The 23,105-nt window shown below is 66.2% G+C and carries 23 protein-coding genes and 1 tRNA gene; 8 read left to right on the top strand and 16 right to left on the bottom strand.

What is annotated here, in order from left to right; all coding sequences use genetic code 11:
* The first annotated feature begins 44 nt into the window (after positions 1-44).
* Entirely contained in the window at positions 45-1,817 is a 1,773-nt protein-coding gene (gene nagE / locus C7H84_RS23400; RefSeq protein WP_121860998.1) for an N-acetylglucosamine-specific PTS transporter subunit IIBC, read from the top strand.
* A 207-nt stretch (positions 1,818-2,024) separates the two neighbouring features.
* Here the strand turns inward: nagE and cydX are convergent, their stop codons facing one another.
* The 5 genes from cydX to rpoH form a co-directional block, all read right to left on the bottom strand.
* Entirely contained in the window at positions 2,025-2,147 is a 123-nt protein-coding gene (cydX, locus tag C7H84_RS23395; RefSeq protein ID WP_121860997.1) for a cytochrome bd-I oxidase subunit CydX, read from the bottom strand.
* 55 nt (positions 2,148-2,202) lie between these two features.
* Entirely contained in the window at positions 2,203-3,339 is a 1,137-nt protein-coding gene (gene cydB, locus C7H84_RS23390) for a cytochrome d ubiquinol oxidase subunit II (protein WP_121860996.1), read from the bottom strand.
* 31 nt (positions 3,340-3,370) lie between these two features.
* Positions 3,371-4,951 (bottom strand): cytochrome ubiquinol oxidase subunit I, encoded by a 1,581-nt coding sequence (locus C7H84_RS23385; protein ID WP_121860995.1) that lies wholly within the window; start codon positions 4,949-4,951, stop codon positions 3,371-3,373.
* Positions 4,941-5,225, bottom strand: coding sequence for a cytochrome oxidase putative small subunit CydP (cydP, locus tag C7H84_RS23380; protein WP_205611458.1), 285 nt, complete (start codon positions 5,223-5,225; stop codon positions 4,941-4,943). Before cydP ends, C7H84_RS23385 begins: the two co-directional genes overlap by 11 nt.
* A 322-nt stretch (positions 5,226-5,547) precedes the next feature.
* A complete protein-coding gene (gene rpoH / locus C7H84_RS23375; protein WP_121860993.1) occupies positions 5,548-6,483 on the bottom strand; it encodes an RNA polymerase sigma factor RpoH in 936 nt (311 codons plus the stop codon).
* 359 nt (positions 6,484-6,842) lie between these two features.
* Between rpoH and C7H84_RS23370 the strand changes: the two genes are divergently transcribed.
* Both C7H84_RS23370 and C7H84_RS23365 read left to right on the top strand, forming a co-directional pair.
* Positions 6,843-7,412: an acyloxyacyl hydrolase gene (locus tag C7H84_RS23370; protein ID WP_121860992.1), complete on the top strand. Its 570-nt coding sequence runs from the start codon at positions 6,843-6,845 to the stop codon at positions 7,410-7,412.
* 45 nt (positions 7,413-7,457) lie between these two features.
* Positions 7,458-7,841 carry a nuclear transport factor 2 family protein gene (locus C7H84_RS23365; RefSeq protein WP_121860991.1) on the top strand — a complete coding sequence of 128 codons (384 nt, stop codon included), beginning with the start codon at positions 7,458-7,460 and terminating at the stop codon, positions 7,839-7,841.
* Between the two features lie 143 nt (positions 7,842-7,984).
* On the opposite strand, the gene leuA is transcribed toward C7H84_RS23365, so the two are convergent.
* On the bottom strand, positions 7,985-9,631 hold the full coding sequence (gene leuA, locus C7H84_RS23360) for a 2-isopropylmalate synthase (RefSeq protein WP_121860990.1): 1,647 nt from the start codon (positions 9,629-9,631) through the stop codon (positions 7,985-7,987).
* A 392-nt stretch (positions 9,632-10,023) separates the two neighbouring features.
* Positions 10,024-10,998: a DNA-binding protein YbiB gene (gene ybiB / locus C7H84_RS23355; protein WP_121860989.1), complete on the bottom strand. Its 975-nt coding sequence runs from the start codon at positions 10,996-10,998 to the stop codon at positions 10,024-10,026.
* Positions 10,999-11,227: 229 nt separating this feature from the next.
* Here ybiB and maiA point away from each other — a divergent pair, with 229 nt between their 5' ends.
* Entirely contained in the window at positions 11,228-11,872 is a 645-nt protein-coding gene (gene maiA, locus C7H84_RS23350) for a maleylacetoacetate isomerase (protein ID WP_121860988.1), read from the top strand.
* A gap of 116 nt (positions 11,873-11,988) precedes the next feature.
* Here maiA and ftsY read toward each other — a convergent pair whose 3' ends face one another.
* Positions 11,989-13,167, bottom strand: a complete 1,179-nt coding sequence (ftsY, locus tag C7H84_RS23345; protein ID WP_121860987.1) for a signal recognition particle-docking protein FtsY — start codon at positions 13,165-13,167, stop codon at positions 11,989-11,991.
* Between the two features lie 202 nt (positions 13,168-13,369).
* Here ftsY and rsmD point away from each other — a divergent pair, with 202 nt between their 5' ends.
* The 3 genes from rsmD (at position 13,370) to C7H84_RS23330 (ending at position 14,919) form a co-directional block, all read left to right on the top strand.
* On the top strand, positions 13,370-13,984 hold the full coding sequence (gene rsmD / locus C7H84_RS23340) for a 16S rRNA (guanine(966)-N(2))-methyltransferase RsmD (RefSeq protein ID WP_121860986.1): 615 nt from the start codon (positions 13,370-13,372) through the stop codon (positions 13,982-13,984).
* Positions 13,985-14,095: 111 nt separating this feature from the next.
* Positions 14,096-14,593, top strand: coding sequence for a pantetheine-phosphate adenylyltransferase (gene coaD, locus C7H84_RS23335; RefSeq protein WP_121860985.1), 498 nt, complete (start codon positions 14,096-14,098; stop codon positions 14,591-14,593).
* 59 nt (positions 14,594-14,652) lie between these two features.
* The gene (locus tag C7H84_RS23330) at positions 14,653-14,919 is read left to right on the top strand and encodes a YfhL family 4Fe-4S dicluster ferredoxin (RefSeq protein ID WP_039321670.1); all 267 of its coding nucleotides are present in this window, start codon (positions 14,653-14,655) and stop codon (positions 14,917-14,919) included.
* Between the two features lie 90 nt (positions 14,920-15,009).
* On the opposite strand, the gene hisC is transcribed toward C7H84_RS23330, so the two are convergent.
* From hisC to C7H84_RS23290, 8 genes are all read right to left on the bottom strand, one after another.
* Positions 15,010-16,077: a histidinol-phosphate transaminase gene (gene hisC, locus C7H84_RS23325; RefSeq protein ID WP_121860984.1), complete on the bottom strand. Its 1,068-nt coding sequence runs from the start codon at positions 16,075-16,077 to the stop codon at positions 15,010-15,012.
* Between the two features lie 134 nt (positions 16,078-16,211).
* Positions 16,212-16,811, bottom strand: a complete 600-nt coding sequence (pth, locus tag C7H84_RS23320; protein WP_096507367.1) for an aminoacyl-tRNA hydrolase — start codon at positions 16,809-16,811, stop codon at positions 16,212-16,214.
* A 119-nt stretch (positions 16,812-16,930) separates the two neighbouring features.
* The gene (locus C7H84_RS23315; RefSeq protein ID WP_021163051.1) at positions 16,931-17,536 is read right to left on the bottom strand and encodes a 50S ribosomal protein L25/general stress protein Ctc; all 606 of its coding nucleotides are present in this window, start codon (positions 17,534-17,536) and stop codon (positions 16,931-16,933) included.
* Between the two features lie 161 nt (positions 17,537-17,697).
* On the bottom strand, positions 17,698-18,660 hold the full coding sequence (locus C7H84_RS23310) for a ribose-phosphate pyrophosphokinase (RefSeq protein ID WP_034208423.1): 963 nt from the start codon (positions 18,658-18,660) through the stop codon (positions 17,698-17,700).
* Between the two features lie 44 nt (positions 18,661-18,704).
* Positions 18,705-18,781: transfer RNA gene (locus tag C7H84_RS23305), tRNA-Gln, on the bottom strand.
* Positions 18,782-18,836: 55 nt separating this feature from the next.
* On the bottom strand, positions 18,837-19,718 hold the full coding sequence (gene ispE / locus C7H84_RS23300) for a 4-(cytidine 5'-diphospho)-2-C-methyl-D-erythritol kinase (RefSeq protein WP_121860983.1): 882 nt from the start codon (positions 19,716-19,718) through the stop codon (positions 18,837-18,839).
* A gap of 27 nt (positions 19,719-19,745) precedes the next feature.
* The gene (lolB, locus tag C7H84_RS23295) at positions 19,746-20,366 is read right to left on the bottom strand and encodes a lipoprotein insertase outer membrane protein LolB (RefSeq protein WP_121860982.1); all 621 of its coding nucleotides are present in this window, start codon (positions 20,364-20,366) and stop codon (positions 19,746-19,748) included.
* Positions 20,366-22,189 (bottom strand): tetratricopeptide repeat protein, encoded by a 1,824-nt coding sequence (locus tag C7H84_RS23290; RefSeq protein WP_121860981.1) that lies wholly within the window; start codon positions 22,187-22,189, stop codon positions 20,366-20,368. The genes lolB and C7H84_RS23290 overlap by 1 nt, the downstream gene beginning before the upstream one ends.
* Positions 22,190-22,275: 86 nt before the next feature.
* On the opposite strand from C7H84_RS23290, the gene mutM reads away from it, so the two are divergent.
* The gene (gene mutM / locus C7H84_RS23285) at positions 22,276-23,103 is read left to right on the top strand and encodes a bifunctional DNA-formamidopyrimidine glycosylase/DNA-(apurinic or apyrimidinic site) lyase (protein ID WP_121860980.1); all 828 of its coding nucleotides are present in this window, start codon (positions 22,276-22,278) and stop codon (positions 23,101-23,103) included.
* The last annotated feature ends 2 nt before the right edge of the window (positions 23,104-23,105 follow it).

Below are 23,105 nucleotides of genomic sequence, written 5' to 3'. Positions count from 1 at the left end.
TCACTCAACGACGATTAATGAAGAGATATGGACTGGAGGACTGAATGGACGGGAATCCGTTTCTGAAGATACAGGGCCTGGGTCGCGCGCTGATGCTGCCGATCGCGGTGTTGCCGGTCGCCGGCATCCTGCTGCGGCTCGGACAGCCGGATGTGTTCAACATCAAGATGATCGCCGACGCCGGCGGCGCGATCTTCGACAACCTGCCGCTCTTGTTCGCGATCGGCGTGGCGGTCGGGTTCGCGAAGGACAACAATGGCGTGGCGGCACTCGCGGGCGCGATCGGCTACCTGATCGAAACCGCGATCATGAAGGACATCGATCCCAAGCTGAACATGGGCGTGCTGTCCGGGATCATCGCGGGCGTGGTCGCGGGCCTGCTGTACAACCGCTATAAAGACATCAAGCTGCCCGACTACCTCGCGTTCTTCGGCGGCAAGCGCTTCGTGCCGATCATCACGGGGCTGGTGTGCGTGGTACTCGGGATCGTATTCGGGTACGTGTGGCAGCCGGTCCAGCATGCGATCGATGCGGCCGGCCAGTGGCTGACGACGGCGGGCGCGATCGGTGCGTTCGTGTTCGGCTTCCTGAACCGCCTGCTGCTCGTCACGGGCCTGCACCACATCATCAACTCGCTCGCATGGTTCGTGTTCGGCAATTTCACGCCGCCGGCCGGCGGCGAGCTCGTGCACGGCGACCTGCACCGCTTCTTCGCGGGCGATCCGACCGCGGGCACCTTCATGGCCGGCTTCTTCCCGATCATGATGTTCGGCCTGCCGGCCGCGTGTCTCGCGATGCTGCACGAAGCGCCGAAGGAGCGCCGCGCGATGGTCGGCGGCCTGCTGTTCTCGATGGCGCTCACGTCGTTCCTGACCGGCGTGACCGAGCCGATCGAGTTCAGCTTCATGTTCCTCGCGCCGGTGCTGTACGTGATCCACGCGGTGCTCACCGGGCTGTCGCTCGCGATCTGCCAGCTGCTCGGCGTGAAGCTCGGCTTCACGTTCTCGGCCGGCGCGATCGACTACGTGCTGAACTACGGGCTGTCGACGAAGGGCTGGATCGCGATTCCGCTCGGCATCGCGTACGGCGTCGCGTATTACGGGCTGTTCCGCTTCTTCATCCGCAAGTTCAACATGGCGACGCCGGGCCGCGAGCCGGCGTCGGCCGACGCAGCGGCGGAATCGTTCGCATCGGGCGGCTTCGTCGCGCCGGCGGCCGGTGCGGCAGCGGCCGCACCGCGTGCGCAGCGCTACATCGCCGCGCTCGGCGGCGCGGGCAACCTGACGGTCGTCGACGCGTGCACGACGCGCCTGCGCCTGAGCGTCGTCGATCCGGAGAAGGTATCGGAGCCGGAACTGAAGTCGATCGGCGCGCGCGGCGTGCTCAAGCGCGGCGGCAACAGCGTGCAGGTGATCATCGGGCCCGAGGCCGACATCATCGCCGACGAGATGCGTTCGGCGATCGGCAGCGGCGCAGCCGGTGCTGCTCCTGCGGCCGCGACGGCCACGGCTGCCGCCGCGCAGCCCGTCACCGGCGCGGCGGCCGGTCCGCTCGATCCCGATCCGCTGCGCTGGCTCGCGGTGTTCGGCGGCGCGACCAACGTCGCATCGCTCGACGCGATCGCGACCACGCGGCTGCGCGTCGTCGTGCGCGACGCATCGGCGGTCGATCGCGATCGGCTCGGCGCGCTCGACGTCGCCTGGGTGACGCCGGACACGTTCCACATCGTCTGCGGCAACGCGGCGGCGCGCTATGCGGAACAGCTCGGTGCGCGCCTGCCGTCGGCGGGCGGCGGGGCGGCCGCGCAACCGGCTTGATGCGATGACACCGGCCCGATCCGGGTAGCGGGTTCGGGCAGGCGGTCGGTAAAACGAAAACGGCTTGCGACGTGTGCGTCGCAAGCCGTTTTTCTTGGGCGGGCCGGACTGCATGGGTTGCCGGATCGCGTGGACGAAAAAAAACCTCGCGAAACGCGAGGTTCGTTCCGGACGGCAGCGGCGGTGCGATCCGCCGCCCGCGCGGCGTCAGTCGCGACGAGCGCGGGTCGCCGCTTGCTGCGGCTTCTGCCGAGCTTCGAGCCACATCGCGTTGACGATGCCGAACGACAGCGCGACGCCGATACCGAGAATCCAGCTGAAATACCACATGGTCCGACTCCTTGCGAAACGGTGGGCGAGGGCGCGTGCGCGCCCCGGCCGGGGTTCAGTACATCGAGTGCTTGTTCTCTTCGAGCGACTGATGCGTGACCTTGCCGCGCATCACGCGATACACCCAGCCCGTGTAGAGCAGGACGATCGGCAGGAACACGATCACCGCGAACAGCATCACCTGCAGCGTCATGTGGCTCGACGTCGAGTCCCATACGGTCAGGCTGCTGCGCGGGTCGAGCGACGACGGCATGATGAACGGGAACATCGAGAAGCCCGCGGTCAGGATCACGCCGGCGATCATCAGGCCGGTGCAGAAGAACGCCGTCTTCTCCTGCTTCGAGCCGGCGAGCAGCAGCGCGAGCAGGCCGCCGGCGATGCCGACCACCGGCGCCGCGATCATCCACGGATACTCGCCGTAGTTCGCGAGCCACAGGCCCGAGCCGGCGGCGACGTCCTTCAGCAGCGGGTTCGCGACCGTGTCGTTCGGCGCGGCGTGCGTGATGTGGAAGCCGCCGATGGTCGACGCGACCAGCACGCCGGCCAGCACGAACAGCACGACCGCGAGGAACGCCGACACGCGCAGCGCGATCGACGCACGGCGTGCGATCACGCCGTCGGTCTTCATCTTGATGAACGCGGCGCCGTGCGCGACGAGCATCGTGAGGCTGACGAGCCCGCAGAGCAGCGCGAACGGGTTCAACAGCGCCCAGAAGCCGCCGTAGTAGGTCACGCGCAGGTCGCTATCGAACTTGAACGGTACGCCCTGCAGCAGGTTGCCGAACGCGACGCCGAACACCAGCGCCGGCACGAAGCCGCCCACGAACAGGCCCCAGTCCCAGCCTGCGCGCCAGCGCGGGTCGGGCCGCTTGCTGCGATAGTCGAAGCCCACCGGCCGGAAGAACAGCGCGAACAGCACCAGCAGCATCGCGAAGTAGAAGCCGGAGAACGACGCGGCGTAGACGAGCGGCCATGCGGCGAACATCGCGCCGCCGGCCGTGATCAGCCACACCTGGTTGCCTTCCCACGTCGCGCCGACCGTGTTGACGATGATGCGGCGCTCGTCGTCGGTCTTGCCGAGGAACGGCAGCAGCGCGGTTGCGCCCATGTCGAAGCCGTCGGTGACGGCGAAGCCGATCAGCAGCACGCCGACGAGTAGCCACCAGATCAGCTTGAGAGTTGCATAGTCCATAGCGATTCCTTGTTCCGTTGCGGGGGCGTGCTCAAACCGCGGCGCGCTCGCCCGCGGTGGCGAGTTCGTGGTGATAACGGCCGGTATGCAGCGACGACGGGCCGAGGCGCGCGTACTTGAACATCAGCTTGATCTCGATGACGAACAGTGCCGTGTAGAACGCGATGAAACCGGCGAGGCTCAGGTACAGGTCCGTCGACGTCAGGCTGGACGCGGACAGGTGCGTCGGCAGGATGCCCGCGATCGTCCACGGCTGGCGGCCGAGCTCGGCGACGACCCAGCCGAATTCCGCGGCGAGCCACGGCAGCGGGATCGCCCACACCGCATAACGCAGGAACCAGCGGCGGTTGTCCTGCAGCAGCTGCCGGCGCGCGCAGAACCAGAACGCGGCGACGAAGGTCGCGAGGAACAGGAAGCCGAGGAACACCATGATCCGGAACGAGAAGAACACGGGCGCGACCGGCGGGATCGTCTTTTTCGCGGCGGCCTTGATCTGCTCCGGCGTCGCATCGACCACGTTCGGCGTGAACTGCTTGAGCATCAGCCCGTAGCCGAGATACTGCTTGTGCTGGTCGAACTGGGCGCGGGTCGCGTCGCTCGTGTCGCCCTGCTTGATCTTCTGCAGCGCGCCGTAGGCGACCATCCCGCTCTGGATATGCTCCTCGCTGTGCTTCGCGAGCTCGCGCAGGCCGATCACCGGTTCGTCGATCGAGCGCGTCGCGATGAGGCCGAGCGCGTACGGGATCTTGATCGCGTAGTCGGTGCGCTCTTCCTTCTGGTTCGGGATGCCGATCAGCGTGAACGATGCCGGCGCCGGTTGGGTTTCCCATTCCGATTCGATCGCGGCGAGCTTCATCTTCTGCACTTCGCCGGTCGTGTAGCCCGATTCGTCGCCGAGCACGATCACGCAGAGCGTCGACGCGAGGCCGAAGCCCGCCGCGACCGCGAACGAGCGCAGCGCGAAGTCGGTATCGCGCTTCTTCAGCAGGTACCACGACGAGATGCCGAGCACGAACATCGCTGCCGTCACGTAGCCGGCCGACACCGTGTGCACGAACTTCACCTGCGCGACCGGGTTGAACAGCACGTCGAACAGGCTCGTCAGCTCCATGCGCATCGTCTGGTAGTTGAACTCGGCGCCGACCGGATTGTTCATCCAGCCGTTCGCGACGAGGATCCACAGCGCGGACAGGTTCGAGCCCAACGCGACGAGGAACGTGACCATCAGGTGCTTGACCTTCGACAGCCGGTTCCAGCCGAAGAAGAACAGCCCGACGAACGTCGATTCGAGGAAGAACGCCATCAGGCCTTCGACCGCGAGCGGCACGCCGAAGATGTCGCCGACGTAGTGCGAGTAGTACGACCAATTCGTGCCGAACTGGAATTCGAGCGTGATGCCGGTCGTCACGCCCATCGCAAAGTTGATCCCGAACAGCTTGCCCCAGAACTGCGTCATGTCCTTGTAGACCTGTTTGCCGGTCATCACGTATACAGCTTCCATGATGACGAGCAGCCAGGACATGCCGAGCGTCAGCGGCACGAACAGGAAGTGGTAGAGCGCCGTGATGCCGAACTGCAGACGCGACAGGTCGACGACTTCGCTACTTATCATGATGGTCTCTCTCGGTAGATGCGGGCGCCGGCACCGAGAGCAGCTTCTCGGCGACGACGGCAGGCGGCAGCGACATGTGCTCGGCCTGCGGATGATTGAAGAAAGCGTACTTGAGCGACATCAGGAGGATCAGCTTGACGATCACCACCAGCGTGATGTCGCGCACGAGGGTCGGCCCGCGGGCCCACGCGGCGATGCGCGCGCGCCAGCCGATCGTGCCGGCCGCCGGCGGTGGGGGCGGCGCAGGCTCTTTATTGATCGAGATCAAGGCGATAATCCTGAATCGATTTACATCGGGTTTGGGGCGACTTTACGTCGGATTTATGACGGCGCTTAAGCTGTTTTAATCCTTTTAAGCCGACATGCCAATTTTAAGACGCCGCCTTTCCAATGCCGAGTGCCGCGCTGCGGCAGACCGTCGCGAATTGCGGGCTGAAACTTGAGTTGGATCAAGGTTGTGTGGAAGGGGCCGAAATCGACCCGATGCCGCGTATCGGGGTCGCTTGAAAAATGAAGCGACCGGACGAAACGGCAGACGAAAAAAAACCGCTGCCGGTCAGGCAGCGGTTTCGGGTGAAACGCTCGGTGTCGTTGCTTTACGCGTATTCGGCGAGTGCGGTGCGCATCTTCTTCATGGCGCTCGCTTCGATCTGGCGGATGCGTTCCGCCGACACGCCGAATTCGGCCGCGAGATCGTGCAGCGTCGAGCCGCCCGAGCCGTCGTCGTCGACGTTCAGCCAGCGCGCCTCGATGATGCGGCGGCTGCGCGCGTCGAGCGCGTCGAGCGCCTGCGCGATGCCGTCCGTCTGCAGCGTGTCGCGCTGACGCGCGGCGAGCACGGCGGTCGGCTCGTTGTGCGAATCGGCCAGGTAGGCGATCGGCGCGTACGACTCCTCGCCGTCTTCCACTTGGCCTTCGAGCGCGATATCGCCGCCCGACAGGCGCGTTTCCATCTCGGTCACGTCTTCGCGCTTGACGTTGAGCTCCTGCGCGAGGCTGTCGATTTCCTCGGGCGTCATCGCCTGCATGCTCTTCTTGTGGCTGCGCAGGTTGAAGAACAGCTTGCGCTGCGCCTTGGTCGTCGCGACCTTCACCATCCGCCAGTTGCGCAGGATGTACTCGTGAATCTCGGCCTTGATCCAGTGGATCGCGTACGACACCAGGCGCACGTTTTGCTCCGGGTCGAAACGCTTTACCGCCTTCATCAGGCCGATGTTGCCTTCCTGGATCAGGTCGCCGTGCGGCAGGCCGTAGCCGAGATAGTTGCGCGCGATCGACACGACGAGCCGCAGGTGCGACAGCACGAGGCGGCGCGCCGAGTCGAGGTTGTTGTGGTCGCGGAACTCGGTCGCGTACTGGCGTTCCTCTTCGGCGGTCAACAGCGGGATCCGGTTGACGGCCTGGATGTACGCGTCGATGTTGCCAAGCTGGCCCGGCAACATCGCTTGAGTTGCGAGCGCCAGCGAGCCTGCCGATTCGGCCTTGGCCGGCGTCGGGCTCAGGGTGTTCGGAAGGGTCAGGGCGTGGCTCACTAAAAACTCCTTTGGAATCAGGGACAAACCCCCGGTCTCGGATGAGATTCCGGGAGCCATCTTAGCACTCCCGGAATCCGAGTGCTAATTCCTTAGAGGGCGCGTGGGCATCCAAGTTCCCGGTTTTCTATCGAAACAGTCGAGTCGATAGTCTAATTTGCGACCAGTGCGGACCGGGGAAGTTCCGTAAGCCGTTGTTTCTGATAGTAATCGGTAGACGATTTCGATTTTTTTAGTTTTGGAAGCAAACCATTTCGCTTCGTGATGCCGATTCGAAAAGTCCTTTACCATACCATTCAGTTCGCTCGGGCCGGCCGCTGCGGCAAGGCTCCATTCAACCCGCAAAGTTGGAGTGTCAGATGAACAATAAGAAGAACCGCCGGTCCGGTAGCCGGCTCGTGCTGCATTCGGTCGTCGTGGCGGCGCTGCTGAGCGCATCGGGCGCCGCCTTCGCGGATCGGTGGGGAATCCAGGCGGGCGGCGGGTTTTCCGATCGCCACGGGATCAAGAAGGGCGATCTCGGCGTGGTGTGGGATCCGGGCTGGAACTGGTGGGAAATCGGCGGCTGGCACTTCGCATTCGTGATGGAAGGCCATGTCGGCTACTGGCACACCGGTGGCAACGTGCACGCCAACATCGGCGAATTCGGCGGGACGCCGATGTTCCGTTTCATCAAGAGCGCGGGCCAGGTTCGCCCGTTCGTCGAAGCCGGCGCCGGCATCCGGTTCCTCACGCATCCGACGATCTCGAACAACCTGTCGCTGTCGACATCCTTCCAGTTCGTGGACGTCGTGGGCGTCGGCGCCCAGTTCGGAGAACGGCAACAGTATCAGGTTGGTTACCGTTTTCAACATGTGTCTAACGCGGGTATCAAAGAGCCGAATCCTGGTATAAATTTCCACCAGTTCTACGTGCAGTACAACTTCTGATCCGCGCGCCCGCGCACGGCGCGCGCGTTGCCGAGGAGTCAGGCGATGACGAAGGTGGTCGATGCGATTCGCGCGCTCGAGCGCGATCGGTTCCGGGCGATGGTCGACGGTGACGGCGAGACGCTTGAAGCGCAACTGTCGGACCAGGTGTTCTTCGTGCACACCAACGGCAAACGCGAAACCAAGCAGCAGTTCATCGACGCGATCGTCGCCGGCCGTCGCCGTTATCGTCAGATCGAAATCCAGTCGCAGGATCTGCTGCCCGTCGGCGACGCGACCTGCATCGTCACCGGGCGCGCGTTGATCGAGATGGAAACGAACAACGGCGGGCTGGTGTTTCCGATTGCCTATACGGCTGTCCACACCCACGAGCGGGGCCACTGGCGCCTGCTTGCGTGGCAGGCGACGCGGTGCGCGACCGAGACATGAGCGCGCGTGGCGCTCGTTTTCATGTCCGGACCGAAGCGGCCTTCTGGGCCGCTTTTCATTGGCCCGTGCGGCGCGGATCGCGCGGCGCACGGGCGGTCACGCACCGCTCGCTGACGTTCCAACCCTGAAGCGAAACCTGCCGGTCAGGCCGCCGCGCGGCGGTCGGCGCAATGCCAGGCCGAGCGGTTGATCGCGCTGACGACCGCATCGAGCGCGGCGCTCGCCGGATCGTCGTGTACCCCGACCCCATGCCGCAACGGCGCATCGCCGACCCGGCACCCGACCGATACCGCGATCCGGCCGTCCGTCGTGCGTGCGTGTTCGCACGACGCGACGTCGATCGTCGCGCCGGCTGCCGCCGCGAAGGCGGCGGCCACGTGCCGCACGGCGTCTTCGGGCGTCGCGTCGGCCGGCGGCGCGCCCGCGATGTCGCGGTTCTGCCAGCGTGCGCTGCCGCCGTGGCGCGCGGCCGGGCCGGCGGTCTCGAAGAATTCGCGCGCGAACAGCGCGCAGATCGCGTCGCCGGTCACTTCCTCGCCGGATGCGTCGGCGAGCGTCTGCACCGCATGGCTGAATTCGATCTGCACGCGGCGCGTCGGCGTGAAGCCCATCCCGCGTTCGAGCAGGAAGGTCGCGCCGCCCTTGCCGGACTGGCTGTTCACGCGGATCACCGCGTCATAGCTGCGGCCGAGGTCGGCCGGATCGATCGGCAGGTACGGCACTTCCCACACAGCATCGGGGCGCTGCTGCGCGAAACCCTTGCGGATCGCGTCCTGGTGCGAGCCGGAGAATGCGGTGAACACGAGGTCGCCCGCATACGGATGGCGCGGATGCACCGGAATCTGGTTGCAGCGTTCGACCACGCGGCGCACCGCATCGATGTCGGAGAAATCGAGGCCCGGGTCGATGCCCTGCGTATAGAGGTTCAGCGCGAGCGTGACGAGGTCGACGTTGCCGGTGCGCTCGCCGTTGCCGAACAGGCAGCCCTCGATGCGGTCGGCGCCCGCGAGCAGCGCGAGTTCGGCGGCCGCGACCGCGGTGCCGCGATCGTTGTGCGGATGCACGGACAACACGATGCTGTCGCGATACGCGAGGTTGCGGTCCATCCATTCGATCTGGTCGGCGAACACGTTCGGGCTCGCGGCTTCGACGGTCGCCGGCAGGTTGACGATCATCTTGTGATCGCGGGTTGGACGCCACGCCTGCGCGACCGCGTCGCACACTTCGCGCGCGAACGTGAGCTCGGTCATGCTGAAGGTTTCCGGCGAGTACTGGTAGGTCCAGTGGGTGTCCGGGCGGGCCGCCGCGTGTTCCTTGATCATGCGCGTGCCGTCCACCGCGAGCGCCTTCACGTCGTCCTTCGACATCCCGAACACGATGCGCCGGAACGACGGGCAGATCGCGTTGTACAGGTGCACGATCGCGCGCGGCACGCCTTCGAGCGCGTCGAAGGTGCGGGCGATCAGGTCTTCGCGCGACTGCACGAGCACTTCGATCGTCACGTCGTCGGGAATCCGCTTCTCGTCGATCAGCTTGCGGACGAAATCGAAGTCGGTTTGCGACGCCGACGGAAAACCGACTTCGATCTCCTTGAAACCGATCGCGACCAGCACGTCGAAGAATTCCAGCTTCTGCTCGATGCTCATCGGCTCGATCAGCGACTGGTTGCCGTCGCGCAGGTCGGTGCTCATCCAGACCGGCGCACGCTCGATGGTGCGGGTCGGCCAGCGGCGCCCATTGATGCGGACGGGTTCGAACGGACGGTACTTGTCTTGCGGGTTGCGCTTCATCTTCTGGACCTCGGGTCTCAAGTCGCGAGCGAAGACGGGCGGCATGGGCGCCGGTTGGCGCTGCCTCGCACCGCGGCGCCCGATAGCGCTGCGGATGCGGATGATCTTCGCGAATCGACCGACGGATAGACGGACGAATGCTGACGACTTCGGGTTGTAAAAACTGCGAGAAGGGTGCTGCGAGGAACTGCTGGAGGGACCGTGCGGACAGCACACGGCGCTAAGACAGCCTTAGGCTAGTCGTAGCGATAGCGACCGCGCTAGGCGGCCGGAGGTAATTCGGAGGGTGTTCGGAAAGGAACGCATGGCGACAACTCTATGCCAGGATGCGTGCGCGTGTCAAATGATCAGTCGGAAGGCCGGCGCGAAAGACGGCCGGCCCGCGCGGCTGGTCACGCCGCGATTCGCACGATCCGCACGATCGTTTCGACCTGGCGCGCGAGCGTGTCCGGCACCGGGATTTCGCCGCGCAGCACGGCGTCCGTCCACGCGGCCGTGGTCGCCGCGTCGCGCGACTCGGGCAGCGCGACCGGCGGCGCGTCGCTCGACGAGCGCTCGGGCTCGATCAGCGTGTCGCACACGCCGTCGTGCAGCCAGTCGACCTGCACCTGGCGCCGCGTGTCGGCCACCGCTTCGCCTTCGGTGCCGCGCGCGAGCAGCGCGCCGCCGAGCGCGGCGTCCGGATGGTCGCGGAACAATGCGGCGAGGCTGTCGCGATAGGGCGGGTGCGTGTAGTTGACGAGCCGCAGCCCGGCCGGCGCGAACGGCTGCAGAATCTTCACCAGCGTGTGCGTGGAGTTGCGCACGCCGAGCACGCGGCGCAGCGCCAGCAGGCGCGCGATGCGCGGTGCGAGCGCGTCGATCGGCGCGAACGCGACGCGGCGCTCGGCGAGCGTGTCCTCGATCGCGTCGTGCGACGTCGACGGTGCGATCGACAGCGCCGAGAAAATTTCCGCGCTCGTCACGCGGCCCGGATCGCGCTCGACGCCGTGCACCAGCACCGGCACGCCTTCGCGCGCGAGCAGCAGCGCGAGCAGCGGCACCAGGTTCGGCTGCTTGCGCGCGCCGTTGTAGCTCGGAATCGACACCGGGCGGAACCCGCCATCCTGCACGTGGACGGGTTCGAACGATGCTTGCGCGGCGGCGAGCATCGCGGCCAGTTCGTCGGCGCTTTCGCCCTTCACGCGATACGCGATCAGGATCGCGCCGAGTTCGACGTCCGACACGCGCGCGTCGAGCATGGCGCGATAGAGCTCGAACGTGTCGTCGGCGGACAGCGCGCGTGCGCCGTGCGGGCCGCGGCCGATTTCCTTGATGAAGCGGGCGCAAGGAAACGGCGTGGCGGCGGAGTCGTGGGCAGCGGTCATTGGAGCGTGGGGCGGCCGCCGGCAGCGGGCCGCGCGGTGAGCGGTCAGGAATGCCCCGAGTATCGCACGGGCGCGGCTCACGCCAGGCGCGGCAGCGCGCCGCGCGCCGCACGCCGCGGTCGCCGTCGCCGCGCGGCGCGCTAAACTCGGGTTCCCGGCGGTGCCGCACATACGCCATGGCCCGTGTGTGCACCAGCTCGGCCGAATTCGACCAACAGAGACACATCCCATGAAGCTCTACAGCTATTTCCGCAGTTCCGCGTCGTACCGCGTGCGGATCGCCCTGAACCTGAAGCAGCTGCCGTACGACACCGTCCCCGTGCACATGCTGCGCGACGGCGGCGAGCAGCTGAAGGACGCGTACCGCGCGGTGAATCCGGATGGCGTCGTGCCGACGCTGATCGACGGCGATGCGACGCTGCAGCAATCGCTCGCGATCATCGAATATCTCGAGGAAACGCACCCCGACCCCGCGCTGTTGCCGAAGGATCCGGTCGACCGTGCTTATGTGCGCGCGATCGCGCTGCAGGTCGCGTGCGAGATTCATCCGCTGAACAACCTGCGCGTGCTGAAGTACCTGAAGCACACGCTGAAGGTGCCGGAGGAAGCGAAGAACGACTGGTACCGGCACTGGATCGAGGCCGGCTTTGCGACGCTCGAGACGCGTCTCGCGAACGATCCGCGCACCGGCAAGCTGTGCTTCGGCGACACGCCGACGCTCGCCGACATCTGCATCGTGCCGCAGGTGTTCAACGCGAACCGCTTCTCGATCGACACGACGCGCTTTCCGACGATCCAGCGGATCGCCGAGCATGCGGCGACGCTCGATGCGTTCAAGGCGGCGGAGCCCGGCGCGCAGCCCGACGCCGAGTGACGTCGAGTGACGTCGAGTGACGTCAAGGCACGCGAACGCCAGCCGCCCGCTTGGCGACCGCGCATGAAAAAGGGCGCCCGTAGGCGCCCCTGATGGATGCGGGCCGGCGGCAGCGTTCAGCCGAGCAGCGCGTCCGCGAATTCGACCGCGCTGAACGGCTGCAGGTCCTCGACCTTTTCGCCGACGCCGATGAAGTAGACGGGCACCGGACGCTGCCGCGCGATCGCGGCGAGGATCCCGCCCTTCGCGGTGCCGTCGAGCTTCGTGACGATCAGGCCCGTGAGGCCGAGCGCATCGTCGAACGCCTTCACCTGCGTGAGCGCGTTCTGGCCCGTGTTCGCGTCGATCACGAGCAGCACCTCGTGCGGCGCGCCGTCGTGCGCCTTCGAGATCACGCGCTTCACCTTCTTCAGTTCTTCCATCAGGTGCAGCTGGGTCGGCAGGCGGCCGGCCGTGTCGGCCATCATCACGTCGATCTTGCGCGCCCGCGCGGCGCTGACCGCATCGAAGATCACCGCGGCCGGGTCGCCGCTTTCCTGCTGGACGACCGTCACGTTGTTGCGCTCGCCCCAGACCGCCAGCTGCTCGCGCGCGGCCGCGCGGAACGTGTCGCCCGCGGCCAGCAGCACCGACTGGTCGAAGGTCTGCAGATGCTTCGCGAGCTTGCCGATGCTGGTGGTCTTGCCCGCGCCGTTCACGCCCGTGATCATCATCACCAGCGGCTGCGCGCGGCCGAGCATCAGCGACTTCTCGAGCGGCGTCAGCAGTTCGACGAGCAGATCGTGCAGCGCGTTCTTCACCTGCTGCGGATCGGTCAGCCGGCCCGTGCGCACCTTCTCGCGCAGCGCGCCGAGCAGGTACTCGGTCGCGTCGACGCCGGCGTCGGACATCAGCAGCGCGGCTTCGAGTTCTTCATACAGATCCTCGTCGATCTTCGTGTTGACGAACACGCCGGTGATGCTCGAGCCCGTCTTCGCGAGCCCCGACTTCAGGCGCGTGAGCCACGACTTCTTCGCGGCCGCGTCCTGCGTCGGCGGCGGCACGATCTCGACCGCTTCGACGACGTCGTCGGTGCCGTCGTTGGTCGGCGTGACCGTCATCACGACGGCCGGCGCGGCCCGTTGCGCGGCCGATTGCGCGGACGCTTGCGGTGCTTGCGGTACTTCGGCCGCCTGGCGAGGCTCGGCGGCGGCGGGCGCGTCGGACGGTTCGTCCGGTTGCTGCGCGTCGGCCGATTGCGATTCCGCGGAGTCCGACTCCTGCGTTTTCTTGAATCGTTTGAAGAAGCTGAACATGGTCTGACGTCGGGAAGAGGGCGGGGCGCCGCCACGGCGGAGCGCCGGAGGGGCCGTCGTGCGTGCGCACGGCGGCCGAAACCGTGCATTTTATCAGTGCGGCGCTGCACTGGCGTCAGCCGGTGCCGCCGCTGTGGTAACGTGCGCCTGTTTGGCGGTGCGCCCAGGTGCGCGCCCGGTCCCTCCGTTGTCGATATTCCGTATGTCCCGTTCCTCTTCCGGCCGCCCGGCGGCCCCCGCCGGCCGCGGCAAGCCGCACACGATCCGCATCATCGGCGGTGACTGGAAACGCACGCCGCTCGCCGTGCTCGATCTCGACGGCCTGCGCCCGACGCCCGATCGCGTGCGCGAAACGCTGTTCAACTGGCTTGGCCAGGATCTCGACGGCTGGCGCTGCCTCGACCTGTTCGCCGGCACCGGCGCGCTCGGGTTCGAGGCCGCGTCGCGCGGCGCGGCGAGCGTCGTGATGGTCGAGCGCCACCCGCGCGCGGCGCAGCAGCTGCGCGCGATCAAGGAGAAGCTTGGCGCACGCGCGGTCGAAGTCGCGGAAGCCGACGCGCTGCGGCTCGCGGCCGGGCTGACGCCGGGCGCGTTCGATGCCGTGTTCCTCGATCCGCCGTTCGGCGAGGCGGCCGTGCTCGATCGGGCGATCGCGCTCGCGGCGCCGCTCGTCGCACCGGATGGCGCGCTGTACGTCGAGACGGGGGCGGAACTCGACCCGGCCGCGCACGAAGCGCTGGCCGGCTGGCAGGTGGTGAAGCACGGCAAGGCCGGTGCGGTTCACTATCATTTGCTGCGGCGCGAAAATGATGAATAATGCGCGTTCCATACGAGGCGGCGCGCTCCGGAAGCGACGCAAGCCCATCTCGGCAGTGGCGTGCGCGTTGCACGGCTGCCAACCCGATTGCGTGATGACAGGAGGAGCGACATGGTAGTCGCCGTGTATCCCGGTACGTTCGATCCGCTGACGCGCGGGCACGAAGACCTCGTGCGGCGTGCGTCGAGCATTTTTGATACGCTGGTGGTTGGCGTTGCCGACAGCCGCGCGAAGAAGCCGTTTTTCTCGCTGGAAGAACGTCTGAAGATTGCGAACGAGGTGCTCGGCCATTATCCGAACGTGAAGGTGATGGGGTTCAAGGGCCTGCTGAAGGACTTTGTCCGCACCAACAATGCACGCGTGATCGTGCGCGGCCTGCGTGCCGTGTCGGATTTCGAATATGAGTTCCAGATGGCGGGGATGAACCGCTATCTGCTGCCCGACGTCGAAACGATGTTCATGACGCCGTCCGATCAGTACCAGTTCATCTCGGGTACGATCGTGCGCGAAATTGCGCAATTGGGCGGCGATGTCAGCAAGTTCGTGTTCCCGTCCGTCGAAAAGTGGCTGACCGAGAAAGTCACCGCGATGGGAGGCCCGGCCGCGTGATGCGGCGCCGGCCGGTTTCGTTGCGAAGCCGGCCGCTGGCCTGAAGAAGTGAGATCAGTATGTCTTTGATGATTACCGACGAGTGCATCAATTGCGACGTGTGCGAGCCCGAGTGCCCGAACGGCGCGATTTCGATGGGCCCGGACATCTACGTGATCGACCCGAACAAGTGCACCGAGTGCGTCGGCCATTTCGACGAACCGCAGTGCCAGCAGGTGTGTCCGGTCGAATGCATTCCGCGCGATCCGCAGCATGACGAATCGCACGCGCAGTTGATGGAGAAGTATCACGCGTTGATCGCCGCGAAGGGCGACGACGCGCAGTGACGCCGCGGTGACGCCGCGCGCGTCACGACGTTGCGATTTCTTCGGCCGGCGCCGTTCGGCGCCGGTTCCGCTTCAGCTTCCGCTATCGTTTCAGCCGATCAGGTCGCGCAATGCCGCGACGAGTGCGTCGCATTCGGCATCCGTGCCGACGGTGATGCGCAGATGCTGGTCGATGCGCGGCGCCCTGAAGTGCCGCACGAAAATTTCCCGATCCTTCAGCTTCGCCGCGAGCGCGAGCGCATCGTGCGCGGGATGGCGCGCGAACACGAAATTCGCGGCCGACGGCACGACGTCGAAACCGAGCGCGTCGAGCGCGTGCGTGAGCCGCGTGCGGCTGTCGATCACGCGCCGGCAGGTCGCATCGAAGTGGTCGGTGTCTTCGTATGCGGCTTGCGCGGCGACCTGCGCGAGCCGGTCGAGCGGATAGGAGTTGAAGCTGTCCTTCACGCGGTTCAGCGCGTCGATCAACGCCGCATCGCCGAATGCGAAGCCTACGCGCATGCCCGCGAGCGAGCGCGCCTTCGACGTCGTGTGCACGACGAGCAGGTTCGGATGGCGGTCGATCAGCGTGATCGCCGATTCCGCGCCGAAATCGACGTACGCTTCGTCGATCAGCACGACCGACGACGGGTTCGCGGCCGCGATCCGCTCGATGTCCGCGAGCGGCAGCGCGCGGCCGGTCGGCGCGTTCGGGTTCGGAAACAGCACGCCGCCCGCATCGTCGAGATAGTCTTCGACGCGGATCGAGAAGTCGTCCGCGAGCGGCACGATCGTGGTTTCCACGCCGTACAGGCGCGCGTAGGTCGGGTAGAAGCTGTACGAGATGTCCGGGAAGCGCAACGGGCGATCATGCTTGAGCAGCGCCTGGAATGCGTGCGCGAGCACCTCGTCGGAGCCGTTGCCGACGAAGACCTGCTCGGGCTTGATCCGGTGATGGGCCGCGACCGTCTCGCGCAGCGCGCGCGCGAGCGGATCGGGATAGCGGCGCAGCGTGTCGCCGGTGTCGCCGAGTTCGCGAGCGATCGCCGCGACGACGCGCGGCGAAGGCGGATAGGGATTCTCGTTGGTGTTCAGCTTGACGGGGTGTGCGAGCGCGGGCTGTTCGCCCGGCACGTAAGGCACGAGTTGCTGAACGACGTCGCTCCAGTAACGGCTCACCGCTTGGCTCCTGACGGGCAAAACGACCAGATTACCGCATGTGGGCGCCGCAGTGCACAAATGCGCGGGACGGGGCGGCCGCCCGACGCGGCCGGACGGCACGATGCACCGTGCCGGTGCGAATCGGATCGGCTTCAGTTGCGATGCAGCTGCATCGTCGCGCGGTCGAGTTCGCCCTTGACGACCATCGGCATCACGGCGAGCGCGCGTTCGATCGACGCGTCGATCACGTCCTGCTCCTCGCGGCGCGGCGGCTTCAGCACGAAGTTCGCGACGTCGGGCTTCGCGCCGGCGCGCGCGCCTTCCGGGATCAAGTCGCGCGGATGGCCGATGCCGATGCGCAGCCGCCAGTACTGCTGCGACGACAGGTGCGCGGAGATGTCCTTCAGGCCGTTGTGGCCGCCGCTGCCGCCGCCGAGCTTCAGCTTCACGGTGCCGGGCGGCAGATCGAGCTCGTCATGCGCGACGAGGATCTGGTCTGGCAGGATCTTGAAGAAACTCGCGAGCGCCACCACCGACTGGCCGGAGCGGTTCATGTAGGTCTGCGGCTCGAGCAGATGGACTTCCTCGCCGTGCAGGCGCGCTTTCGCGTAGAAGCCGTGGAAGCGGCGCTCGTCGCGCAGCGTCGTGCCGGCTTCGCGGGCGAGCTGGTCGATCAGCCAGAAACCGGCGTTGTGGCGCGTCGCGGTGTATTCCGCCCCGGGATTGCCGAGGCCGACGATCAGTTTGATCATGACGTTTCGTAGGCGGCAGCGGCCGCCTGGGCGCAGAAAAAGAAAAACCCGCCGGGCATGCCGCGGCGGGTTGCGTCGACCGTTTCGTGAAACGGATCGAATGGCGCGTTGGCAGCCGCTCAGGCAGCCGGCGTTTCGCCTTCAGCTGCGTCCGACACGGCACCAGCCGGGACCGTCGCCGATGCGACAACCGGGTTTTCCGCGTCGACGTGCGCGACCAGCGCGACGCCCTTCGGCAGTGCGATGTCCTTCGCGTGCAGCGATTGACCAGCTTCGATCTTCGACAGGTCGACTTCGAGGAACTCCGGCAGGTCAGCCGGCAGGCACTCGATTTCGATTTCGGTCGCGACGTGCGAGACGATTGCGCTCGACAGCTTCACGGCCGGGCTGATTTCAGCGTTCAGGAAGTGCAGCGGTGCCTTCGTGTGCAGCTTCTTCTTCGCGTCGACGCGCTGGAAGTCCACGTGCAGCACGAGTTGCTTGAACGGGTGGTATTGCACGTCGCGCAGCAGAACCTGTTGCGACTGGCCAGCAACTTCCAGGTCGAGGATCGACGAGTGGAAGGCTTCCTTCTTCAGTGCATGCCACAGCGCGTTGTGATCCAGTTCGATCTTTTGCGGGGCTGCTTCGCCACCGTAGACGATACCCGTGGTCTTACCGGCGTTGCGCAGGCGGCGGCTCGCACCCGTACCTTGCTGTTGGCGCTCGAAAGCGACGACTTTCATGTGATTCTCCATGTGCTGCCCGCGACCAGGCAGTAAAACGGGGCCGGCGAAATGGCGGCCCCCGATGAAACGGACGGGGTTTCGTCTATCCCGTCCGATTGTGCAAAAAGCGAAGCGTCGCCGCTTCGCTTTCCGCGCATGCTATTTGTGTCGTTCCGCGATCAGGATTCCGCGAACAGCGACATCACCGAGTCGCCGCGACGGATACGCGAGAACGTTTCTGCCAGCAGGCTCGCGCTCGTCAGCGAGCGGATCTTCGAGCAGGCCAGCGATTCGGCCGACAGCGGGATCGTATCGGTGACGACCAGCTCGTCGAGTTCCGATGCGGCGATGCGCTCGGCGGCGCCGCCCGACAGAACCGGGTGCGTCGCGTACGCGAACACCTGCTTCGCACCGCGATCCTTCAGCACTTGCGCGGCCTTGCAGAGCGTGCCGGCCGTATCGACCATGTCGTCCATGATCACGCAGGTGCGGCCTTCGACTTCACCGATGATGTTCATCACTTCGGCGACGTTCGCCTTCGGGCGACGCTTGTCGATGATCGCGAGATCGCAATTGAGCTGCTTCGCGAGTGCCCGGGCACGCACCACGCCGCCGACGTCCGGCGACACGACGAGCAGATCCGAGTAGTTCTGCTTGCGCAGGTCACCCAGCAGGATCGGCGTTGCGTAGATGTTGTCGACCGGGATGTCGAAGAAGCCTTGAATCTGGTCGGCGTGCAGATCCATCGTGATGATCCGCTCGACGCCGGCGATTTCCAGCATGTTCGCGATGACCTTCGCCGAGATCGCGACGCGCGCGGAGCGCGGGCGACGGTCCTGGCGGGCATAGCCGAAGTAGGGGATGGCAGCGGTGATCCGGCCGGCGGACGCACGCTTGAGCGCGTCGACCATGATCATCAGTTCCATCAGGTTGTCGTTCGTCGGCGCGCACGTGGATTGCAGGACGAAGACGTCCTTGCCGCGCACGTTTTCCTGGATCTCGACCTGGATCTCACCGTCGGAGAAACGGCTGACCATTGCTTTGCCGAGGGGGATTCCAAGGATATTGACGACTTCCTGGGCGAGCGCGGGATTCGCGTTGCCAGTAAAGACCATCAAGCCATCATGGCTGTGGCTGCTCATCGTGCACCTGCTTCAGGCTTAGGCGGGAAATGCGGGAAAATTTTTGGCAGGGGAGGAAGGACTCGAACCCTCGCATGCCGGAATCAAAATCCGGTGCCTTGACCAACTTGGCGACTCCCCTACACTTAACTGATAACTTCACCGAACTCGTGTAGGCCGTTCGGCAAAGCAAAACTTCATGACGCGAAAGCGAAGAGCGGATGCTCGTTCAGACTCTCGGCAAGTGCACCATTCCAACCGGTGGGCAGCTTGGCTTTCGCCGCTTCTGCCTCGTGCTTGCCATGAAACGCTGCAAACACGCTAGCTCCGGAGCCGGTCATCCTCGCGGGGGTCACATTATACAACCATTTGACCACCTGCGCAACTTCCGCGTACTTACTTGTCACAACTTGCTGCATATCGTTCCGGCCGAAACTGTCTGGCCATCCCGCATCGCTGTTTTGCTGTGCAAGAAAGTCAGCAATTGTGACTGGCTTCGTATCCCTTGTCAACAACTCATCTGAAAAAATTTCAGCGGTGGGGACATGAACTCGCGGCGTCACAACCAGGAACCAGCGAGTCGGCAATTCTACCTCAGCTAATTCTTCTCCGATACCCTCTGCGAACGCATTTTTTCCAAAAACGAAAAACGGGACGTCGGCGCCGAGTTTCACCGCGAGCGATTGCAGCTCCGCGCGCGGCAGGTCGAGTTGCCACAGGCGGTTCAGCGCGAGCAGCGTCGTCGCCGCGTCGGAGCTGCCGCCGCCGAGGCCCGCGCCCATCGGCAGGCACTTGTCGATCTCGATGTCGACGCCGGCCGCGGTGCCCGTGTGCGCCTTCAGCAGGTTCGCCGCGCGCACGACGAGATCGCTCTCCTCGGGCACGCCCGACACGTCGGTAACGCGTGTGACGCGACCGTCATCGCGCAGCGTGAAGTGCAGCGTGTCGCCCCAGTTGAGCAGCTGGAACACGCTCTGCAGGTCGTGATAGCCGTTCGGGCGACGGCCGGTGATGTGCAGGAACAGGTTGAGTTTCGCGGGCGCGAGGCAGTTGCGCAGCGAGCGGGTCGAATCGGTCATGCGTATGTCGGGGCTAGGTTCACGTGCTTACTGGTCGAGCACGAGCTTGATGTCGAGCGGCGGCGTCGCGCGCACGAGATTGACGCGTTTGACGCCGGTGGCCGGTGCGTCCGCGTAGGCGAGGTAGTCGATCGTCCAGCCGTCCTGGCGGATCTGCTTCACGCGCGTCGCGTCGGCCGGGTCGTGCATCGTCTGCGCGGGCGTCACCGGCGCGGGCGTCGGCAGCAGCCAGTAGCGCAGGCCGGCCAGCGGCAGCGAGAAGCCGAGCGTGCGCTGCATCAGCTCGCCGACGTCGGTCGCGTATTGCGGCTGGCGATTGGGCAGTTCGAGCGACGCGGCCTGCGGCGTCGACTTGACGACCGCGAGCGTCTGGCCGAGCGGGCTGCGCAGTTCGAGCGACACGTCGTCGCCGTGCTCCTGCCAGTCGAAGTTGCCGTACACGTTTTGCTGGCGGCCCATGGGGTCGTTGTACTGCACCGCGAAGCGGCCGTGGTACGCATGCGTCGCCGCCGTCTGCAGCACGGCGCCGGACGGCGCATTCGCCGATGGCGGCGTGCTTGCGCAGCCGGCGAGCGCAAGCGCCGCGCCGGCCGCGGCCAGCGTGCGCAGCGCGCGCGAAGACAGGGAAAGCATCGGGAACATCCGCATCAGAGGCCGTTGATCTGCAGGCGCTTGAGCGTCTGCACGAGCGTATCGTTGTCGGGCTCGAGCTTCTGCGCGGCACGCAATGCGTTGCGCGCGTCGTCCTGCGCGCCGCTCTTCCACAGCACTTCGCCGAGGTGCGCGCCGATCTCGGCGTTCGGTTGCAGCTCGTACGCGCGCTGCAGCACCTTCGTCGCGCCGGCCGTGTCGCCCATCCGGTACTTCACCCAGCCGAGGCTGTCCATGATGTACGCATCGTTCGGCGCGAGCGACACTGCCTTGTCGATCAGCTTGCTGGCCTCCGGCAGGCGCTGGTTGCGATCGGCCAGCGAATAGCCGAGCGCGTTGTACGCCTGCGGATTGTCGGGCTGCGTGCGGATCAGCTCGCGCAGCTGCTTTTCCATCGTCGTGTAATGGCCGGTCTTTTCGGCCGCCATCGCGTAGTCGTAGCGCAGGTCGGGATCGTCCGGGAAGTCCTGCACCGCCTGCCCGAGGCGCGCCTCGGCTTCCGGATAGCGCTTCGCGGTGAACAGGATCGACGCGTCGGTGCGCGCGACCACGGCCGCATCGCGCGGATCGCTGATCGGCAGGTCGTCAAGCACCTTGCGCGCCTCGTCGGTCTTGCCCTGTTTCTGCAGCAACTGCGCGCGCGTGATCTGTGCGGGCAGGTAGTGCTGGCTCGTCTGGTCGACCTTGTCGAGCCATTGCGACGCCTGCGCGTCGCTGCCCTGTTCGATCGCGATCTGCGCGAGGTAGATGTAGCCCTGGCCGACGTCGAGATTCGGCTGCTTGTCGCCGAGCTGCACGTACTGTTTCAGGTACGCGCTCGCATCGTCGAGCTTCTTCTGCTGGATCTTGATCAGCGCGAGCGCCATCAACGGCGTCGGATCCTTCGAGTCGAGCTTGCGCATCGTCTCGAACTGCTTCTGCGCGTCGTCGAGGCGGTCGTCGGCCAGATAGAGCTGCGACAGCGCGAGCCGCGCGTCGCGCGACTTCGGATTCTGCTGAACATATTTCTCGAACGACACGATGCCGGCCGCACGCTCGGCGGGGCCCATCTGCGACAGCATCAGCGCTGCCGGCAGGTAGTCGGGGCGGATCTGCAGGGCCTGCTTCAGCGACTGCGCGGCGCCTGCCTTGTCGTCGACCGCGAGTTGCTGCCGCGCGATCGCGAGCTGCGCCTCCGGGCGGTTCATGTCGTTCTTCAGCATGTCCTTCAGCACCGCGAGGCCGCCGACGCGGTCGGCGCCGCGCACCAGCAGCGCCTGCAGCGCGAGGATCGCGGGGCCGCGCGTTTCGCCGGTCGCGCGGGCCAGCTCGCGCGCGAGCATCGGCTGCGCGTCGGCCGGCTTGCCGGCGAGCACCAGCAGCGCGGCGTCGACTTGCGACGCGCGGTTCGAACTGGGTGCGTACTGGCGCCACAACTCGGCGGCGGACAGCGCGTCGGCCGGGCTTTGTGCGCCGAGCGCGATCTCGGTCGCCCGCTGCGCCATGCGCGGGTCGCGCGTGTCGCGGGCGAGCGCGAGGTAGGTCTGGTAGGCCGGCGCCGGCTGGTTACGCTGGAGCGCGACCTCCGCGGCGAGCACCTGGTAGACGATCTGGCTCGTCAGTGCCACGCCCGGGAGATCCTTTTTCTCGTCCGGCATCACGTGCTCGAACGCGCCCTGCGGCTCCGCGTCGTCCGATGCCGGAGCCTGCGCGTGGGCCGGGAAGGCGGTGAGGGTCCATGCGGCGAACAGCGCGGCGCCGAGCGCACGGCGGACCGGGAAGGCACGCGCGCCGCACGCGGCGGCGGGGCGCTTCAGAAGCAGCTTCGAGGGCAAGGTCATGGAAATCCGTTCGATGGTTCAACCGATTGTAACGCGCTCGCTACAATACACGCACGATCGTGAATCCCGTTTCGGACCCATAAAACATGCCAGAGTTGCCAGAAGTCGAAGTCACGCGCCGCGGCATCGAGCCCTTTGTCGCGGGCCGCCGCGTCGAGCGTGTCGACGTCCGTACCGCGATGCTGCGCTGGCCCGTGCCGGCGGGGCTCGCGGAGCAATTGCGCGCGCGCGAGGTGCTCGCCGTCGAGCGTCGCGGCAAGTACCTGATGTTCGAGGTCGACGCGGGCTGGTTCATCGTCCATCTCGGGATGACGGGCACGCTGCGCGTGCTGCCCGCGGCCGGCGTGCCGGTCGCCGCGAAACACGATCACATCGACTGGATCTTCGACGAATTCGTGCTGCGGTTTCGCGACCCGCGCCGTTTCGGCGCCGTGCTGTGGCACCCGCGCGAAGCGGGCGACGTGCATGCGCATCCGCTGCTCGCGAGCCTCGGCGTCGAGCCGTTCTCGCCGGCATTCACCGGCGCGCTGCTGCATGCGCGCACGCGCGGCCGCACGGTGTCGGTCAAGCAGGCGCTGCTCGCGGGCGACATGGTCGTCGGCGTCGGCAACATCTATGCGTCGGAGAGCCTGTTTCGCGCGGGCATCCGGCCGACGACCGCCGCCGGCAAGGTGTCGCTGCCGCGTTACGAGCGGCTGGCCGACGCCGTGCGCGCGACGCTAGCCGACGCGATCGAACGCGGCGGCAGCACGCTGCGCGATTTCGTCGGCAGCAACGGCGAAAGCGGCTACTTCCAGCTCGACTGCTTCGTCTACGACCGCGCGGGGCTGCCTTGCCGCGTCTGCGGCACGCCGATCCGCCAGATCGTGCAGGGCCAGCGCTCGACCTATTTCTGTCCGACCTGCCAGCGTTGAGC

Origin of the sequence: Burkholderia sp. Nafp2/4-1b, from assembly GCF_003635165.1 — a bacterium.
Taxonomy (GTDB): domain Bacteria; phylum Pseudomonadota; class Gammaproteobacteria; order Burkholderiales; family Burkholderiaceae; genus Burkholderia.
Note: the sequence above shows the minus strand (reverse complement) of the source record. Positions and strands in the feature narration are given on the sequence as shown.